The sequence below is a fragment of the bacterium genome (assembly GCA_016873475.1).
In the GTDB taxonomy this organism is placed as follows: domain Bacteria; phylum Krumholzibacteriota; class Krumholzibacteriia; order JACNKJ01; family JACNKJ01; genus VGXI01.
The window spans coordinates 1-5,935 of record VGXI01000190.1; the positions used below are offsets into that span (position 1 = coordinate 1).

Here is a 5,935-nt window from a genome sequence, read left to right on the forward strand (position 1 = left end):
TTTTTCGGCGCCACCTTCCGCGGCCCGGCGGCTCTCGCCGCGTTGCGCCGCGCGCATGCGGACGCCGATCTCGCCGCCACGCTGGTCGCGCTCACGGTGGAGTCCGTCGCGGGCGCGCTCGCGGGCCTGCCGGCCGAGCGGCTCTTCGTCGCCGGCGGTGGCAGCGCGAACCCAACCCTGATGGCGGCGCTTGCCGCGCGCCTGGCGCCGCTGCCGGTGGTGACGAGCGCGGCGCTCGGCCTGCCGCCCGCCGCGAAGGAGGCGGCCGATTTCGCCGTTCTCGCCCTGGAGGCGGCCGCGGGCCGCCCCGTCAGCCTGCCCGCCGTCACCGGCGCCCGGGTCCCCGCGCTCGCGGGGCTCTTTGCGCCGGCCGCGGGAATCCCTGTCTAGAACCCGAGCTGCTCGAGGACCCGCCGCATGCCGCGCCGACTCCGCTCCCTGCTCCCGCTGCTTAGCCTGCCCTTCGCGCTGCTCGCCTTCACCGGCTGCGAGACGAAGCCGCCCGTCGAGACGCGCACCGTGCGCGAGCGCCCGCCGGTGGAGCGCCGCAGCAGCGACGCGCGCCGCAGTCGCACGCAACCGGGGCTCGGGCGCGAGCCCGAGTTGCGCATCCTCCTCGCGCGGCGGGTGAGCGGCGTGGAGCTCGAGGCGAGCAGCGGCTTCGTGGCTCTCGATGAAAAGGGCCGCGTGCTCGCCCGCTACGGCGGCGATCGCCGCTACAACGTCTTCCAGGAACGCCAGGCGCCCGACCGCCTCGAGGTCGTCGGCGAGGCCCTGCGCGGCGGCGCGAAGACGCGCGCCACGCTGGCGCGCCTGCCCTTCGCCGAAGGCGTGACGCTGCAGCCGCTGGCCGGCGGCCTCTTCACCGTCAACGGCAAGCCCTATCGCGGGCGGCTTCGCCTCTGGCGCGAGGAGGACCACTTCAGCGTCAACAACCTGCTGCCGATGGAGGCCTACCTGCGCGGCGTCGTGCCGCACGAGATCGGCAACCTGCCGCCCAGCGGGTTCGAGGCGATGAAGGCGCAGGCGGTGGCCAGCCGCACCTACGCCGTGAACCGGCTCGAGGCGAGCCGGCACCGCGGCTGGGACATGATGGACACGGTCGCCGACCAGGTCTATCGCGGCGCGGCCGACGAGTCGCCGGCGGCGAATCGCGCCATCGAGGCGACGCGCGGCCAGGTCCTCATGGACAGGGCGGGCGAGGCGGTGGCGGAGGTCTACTATGCCTCCACCTGCGGCGGCGCGACGGTGGCGATCGACGAGGTCTGGAAGCACGCGCCGGTCGCGCACCTCACGCTCGTCCGCGACGTGGACGGCCAGGGCCGCGCCTGGTGCCGATCGAGCAAGCTCTTCCGCTGGCGCCAGGCCTGGAGCGCCAAGCAGCTCGGCCAGATCCTGCGCGCCTACCTGCCGCCGGCCGCCGGCCTGCCCGCCGACACGGAGGTCGGCTACCTCAAGGACATCGCCGTCACCGAGCGCACGCCCGAGGGCCGCGCCAAGCGCCTCGAGGTGACCACCGACAAGGGGCTGTTCGTGGTGAAGGGCGACCGCATTCGCTCGGCGCTCAAGCGCGACCTCGAAGGCAACGCGCTCCGGAGCATCTTCTTCGAGCTGGAGACGCAGCGCGACAAGCAGGGCCGCCTGGTGCGGATCCTTGCGACGGGCGCCGGCTGGGGGCACGGGATCGGCATGTGCCAGGTGGGGGCCATCGGCCGCAGCGCGGCCGGCCAGCGCTACGACGCGATCCTGGGCGCCTACTACCCGGGCACCCGGCTCAGGCGGCTCTGGCACTGAAGCCTGCAACTCCTTGCCCTGGGGAGGTTTGGGACCCGGGAGTCTTGACAGGCCGGGGGCCCTTTGCTAAGTTGGCCCCCTGCCTGTGCTGGGGGGCGTAGTTCAGCCTGGTTAGAACGCCTGCCTGTCGAGCAGGAGGTCGCGAGTTCGAATCTCGTCGCTCCCGCCCCAGAAGCCCTGTCGCGACCGCCCGCGGCAGGGCTTCTCGTTGTGACGCGCGCAGCCTCCCGCCGGCGACCGCCTTTGCTTCGCCACCCGGACCGCCCTATGTTCCCAAGTTGGTCGGGCTTCGGCCCGGTGAGGGGAGGTAGGAAATGCGAAGTGTATGCCGCAGCGCGCTGCTCGTGGTGTTTGGCCTCGTGGGATGGGGGAGTGCGGTGGCCGCCCGGGCCGAATGCATCGACTACAACGACTACCTGCACTGGATCGGCAATGTCAACACGCCGAACCACGCCTACGCCGTGGCGGTGGCCGGCGGGCTGGCCTTCGTCGCGGATGGGGCCTCGGGGCTCCAGGTCATCGATCTGTCCGCGGCCTGTGATCCGCAGGCCCTCGGCAGTGTCAACACCCCGGGGAGTGCCCGCGGCGTGGCGGTAGGCGCCGGCCACGCGTTCATCGCCGACGACACGGCTGGCCTGCAAGTGATCGACATCACCGATCCGGCGCACCCCGCGCTCGTAGGCAGTGTGGACACGCCGGGTAATGCGCTTGCCGTCGCCCTGGCGGGGACGCACGCCTTTGTCGCGGACGGCGCGGCCGGTCTCCAGGTTGTCGACGTTTCGGATCCGGCGCATCCCGCCCTCGTGGGAAGCCTGGATACGCCCGGATCGGCCACCGCCCTCCTGATCGTGGGCAGCACCCTCTACCTCGCCGACTACGGGGCCGGTCTCCTGATCCTCGACATCGCAGACCCCGCGCAACCCGCAATCCTGGGCAGCGCGGACACGCCGGGCACCGCCAGCGGCGTGGCGATCGCCGGCCCTTATGCTTTCGTTGCCGATGGGGGCGCAGGTCTCCAGGTGATCGACATCGCGATACCCAGCGCGCCGCTGCTCGTGGCCAGCGCCAACACCGGTGCGGCCGTAGGGGTCGCCCTCCTGGGCAGCCGCGCGCTCATCGCCGACGGATGGGGTCTCCGGGCCGTCGATGTCGGCGATCCGCTGCACCCTCAGTTGCTGGGCAGGCTGATCCTCTACGGCACCACTACCGGCATCGTCGTGGCGGAGAGCGTCGTCTACGTGACAGCGGGCCTCTACGGTCTCGACCTGCTCAACGCTGGCGGTGGCGAGCTGCCGCCGGTCCTGAGCAACCTGAGCACCCTGGACCACGCCTATGCCGTCGCCGGCGCCGGGGCCTACGCCTATGTGGCCGCCTACGAGGCGGGGTTCCACATCGTCGCCACGGGTGACCCCGCGAATCCGCAGCTCGTCGGCGGGATCGACACGCCGGGCCTCGCGCAGGACGTGGCGGTCGCCGGCGGCTACGCCTATGTCGCCGACTACCTCGCTGGCCTCCAGGTGATCGATCTCAGCAATCCGCTGAGCCCGCAGATCGTGGGCACTCGGAACACGCCGGGCGCGGCCCAGGGCATCGCGATCGCCGGCGACTACGCCTACATCGCCGATTGGAGTAGCGGCCTCCAGGTGATCGACATCACAGATCCGACGTATCCCCGTATCGTAGGCAGCCTGGACACCGGCAACGAAGCCCTCGACATCGCAGTGTCGGGCACCTATGCCTACATCGTGGATCCCGGCGCCGGCCTGCTCGTGCTCGATATCGGCGATCCGGCGAATCCCCAGTTCGTGGGGGACGTGAACACGACCTACGAAGGGCTCTACAACCCGCGCGGCGTTGCGATCGCGGGTGACTACGCCTACGTCGCCGACTATTCCCAGGGGCTCCGGGTCATCGACGTCAGCGATCCCAGCGATCCGCAGATCGTCGCCACCGGATACATCCCGTGGCGCTGCTATCAGGTCTGCGTCGCCGACGGGTTTGCCTACGTCTCGAACGACGAGAACGGCCTTCAGATCGTGGACATTAGTACACCGACGGCCCCCTGCTGCGTGGGCAGCGTGAACACGCCGGGGGCAACGCGGGGAGTGGCGGTGGCAGGCGACCTGGTCCTCCTCGCCGACATCTATGCGGGTCTCTTCATCCTGCCCGCGCAGTGCGGCCTGCCGAGCGCGGTGGCCCCGGCCCTGCCAGCGGCCACGCTGGTCTTGGGCGCCATGCCCAACCCGAGCCTGGGGCGGACCACGCTTCAGCTCGAACTGCCGGCGCGCGGACCGGTGGCGGTGGCGATCTACGATCTCGCCGGCCGCCGGGTCCGCGAGCTACTCACCGGCACGCGGGAGGCCGGCCCGCTACGCGTGACCTGGGACGGCCAGGATGAGGCGGGCCGCCCCGTCGCCGCGGGAGTCTACTTCGCGCGGGCGGCGACGCGCCAGGCTGTGGCGAGCGAGCGCTTCGTCATTCTGCGTTGAGGGCCGCGGCGTGCCGCTTGCGCCGGGCCAGGCCTGCCGGGAGGCGGTTACTCCGCCTCCCGGTCCTTCTCTCCCCTCGACAGCGCCAGAGCGGGCCGTTAGACTGGGTGGCGCCGGTCGCCGCCGACGCGGCCGGGCCACGGAGGATCACCATGCGACATGCCGGCCTCGCTTGCGCCTTGCTCCTTGCCCTTTCCCGCGGGGCCACCGCCAGCACCTACCTGGTGCTTCCCGACGGCAGCGGCGACACGCCCTCGATCGCGGCCGCGCTGCGCCTGGCCGTGAGCGGCGACGTGATCGAACTGGGCGACGGCGTCTTCAGCGGGCTGGGCAGCACCGCGCTCGACTTCGCCGGCCGCACGCTCACGCTCCGCTCGCGCAGCGGCGACCCCACAGCCTGCGTGCTCGACGCCGCGGCCGGGCCCGCGGCGCCCGCCCGTCTGCTCAGCCTCGTCAGCGGCGAGGGCGTGGCGACCCGCATCGAAGGCATCGGTTTTCGCGGCGGCTATCTCGCCGACGCCGACGGCGGCGCCCTCCTGCTCGCCGGCAGCGACGTGCGCATCGTGAACTGCCGCTTCAGCGGCAACGCGGCGCGCGAGGGCGGCGCGGTCTTCGTCGCCGGCGGCGCGCCGGTATTCGAGGACTGCGTCTTCATCGGCAACACGGGCGGCAACGCGGGCGGCGGCCTCGGCGTCAGTGGCGGCGCCGTGGTCACGGTGACGCGCTGTCGCTTCGCGGCCAACAGCGCCGACTACGGCGGCGGGCTGATGGCGGATGCCGCCACGCTGGCGCTCGCGGACTGCGTCTTCCTCGGCAACAGTGCCAGCGCGCGCGGCGGGGGCGTCTACGCCGGCGATCGCGCGGCGCTCGCGCTGACGGGCTGCACGCTGGCCTACAACGGGAGCGTCGCGGGCGGCGGGCTCGCGCTGGCGACGCTGAGCAGCCTCACGCTCGCGCAGTCGATCGTGGCCTTCGCGCCCGCGGGGGGAGCGATCGAGCTGCGCTTCGGCAGCGCGGCGACGATCAGCTGCAGCGACCTCTTCGGCAACGCGGGGGGCGACTGGACGGGCGCCCTCGCGGCGCAGCTCGGCACGGCCGGCAACCTCGCCCTCGATCCCGAGTTCTGCGGCGATGCCGTGGACGGCGACCTCACGCTCGCCGCTGGCAGCCCCTGCGCGGCGCCGGCCTGCGGGGCGATGGGCGCCGAGGGCGTCGGCTGCACGGGGCGCAGCGTGGGCGCCATGGACTTCAGCACGCTCAAGCAGCTCTACGGCAACTGATCCGCCAGGAAAGGACGGGCGCGCGCATGGCCAAGAGTCCGCGCATCATCGTCACCGGCGGCGCCGGCTTCATCGGCAGCAACCTGGTGCGTTCGCTCAATGCGGCGGGGGAGCGGGACATCCTGCTCGTCGATCACCTGGGGTCCGACGCAAAGTGGCGAAACCTCGTCGGGCTCTCCACCGCCGACTATCTGGACAAGGCGGAGTTCCGCGCGCGCTTTCGCAGCGAAGGCCTGGCCGGGGCGCAGGTAGTCTACCACCTCGGCGCCTGCAGTTCGACCAGCGAGCTCGACGCCGGCTACCTGATGGACAACAACACGCGCTACACGCGGGAGCTCTGCGACGCGGCGCTGGCGGCGGGCGCGCGCTTTT

At 72.2% G+C, this 5,935-nt stretch carries 5 protein-coding genes and 1 tRNA gene; all 6 read left to right on the forward strand.

Going from position 1 to position 5,935, the window contains the following annotated elements:
- Window positions 1-390 (forward strand): anhydro-N-acetylmuramic acid kinase (locus FJ251_12685; protein MBM4118565.1); only part of this gene is annotated, 390 nt, incomplete at its 5' end.
- 27 nt (window positions 391-417) lie between these two features.
- Entirely contained in the window at window positions 418-1,794 is a 1,377-nt protein-coding gene (locus tag FJ251_12690) for a SpoIID/LytB domain-containing protein (GenBank protein MBM4118566.1), read from the forward strand.
- A 91-nt stretch (window positions 1,795-1,885) separates the two neighbouring features.
- Window positions 1,886-1,963: transfer RNA gene (locus FJ251_12695), tRNA-Asp, on the forward strand.
- A 145-nt stretch (window positions 1,964-2,108) separates the two neighbouring features.
- The gene (locus tag FJ251_12700; GenBank protein ID MBM4118567.1) at window positions 2,109-4,283 is read left to right on the forward strand and encodes a T9SS type A sorting domain-containing protein; all 2,175 of its coding nucleotides are present in this window, start codon (window positions 2,109-2,111) and stop codon (window positions 4,281-4,283) included.
- A 152-nt stretch (window positions 4,284-4,435) separates the two neighbouring features.
- A complete protein-coding gene (locus FJ251_12705; protein ID MBM4118568.1) occupies window positions 4,436-5,563 on the forward strand; it encodes a hypothetical protein in 1,128 nt (375 codons plus the stop codon).
- 26 nt (window positions 5,564-5,589) lie between these two features.
- A partial coding sequence (locus FJ251_12710) for an NAD-dependent epimerase/dehydratase family protein (protein MBM4118569.1) occupies window positions 5,590-5,935 on the forward strand: 346 nt, incomplete at its 3' end.

Bases quoted from the DNA above. Each gene is read 5' to 3' on its own strand.
- FJ251_12700 (MBM4118567.1), top strand. From the start codon at position 2,109: ATGCGAAGTGTATGCCGCAGCGCGCTGCTCGTGGTGTTTGGCCTCGTG.
- FJ251_12690 (MBM4118566.1), top strand. From the start codon at position 418: ATGCCGCGCCGACTCCGCTCCCTGCTCCCGCTGCTTAGCCTGCCCTTC.
- FJ251_12705 (MBM4118568.1), top strand. From the start codon at position 4,436: ATGCGACATGCCGGCCTCGCTTGCGCCTTGCTCCTTGCCCTTTCCCGC.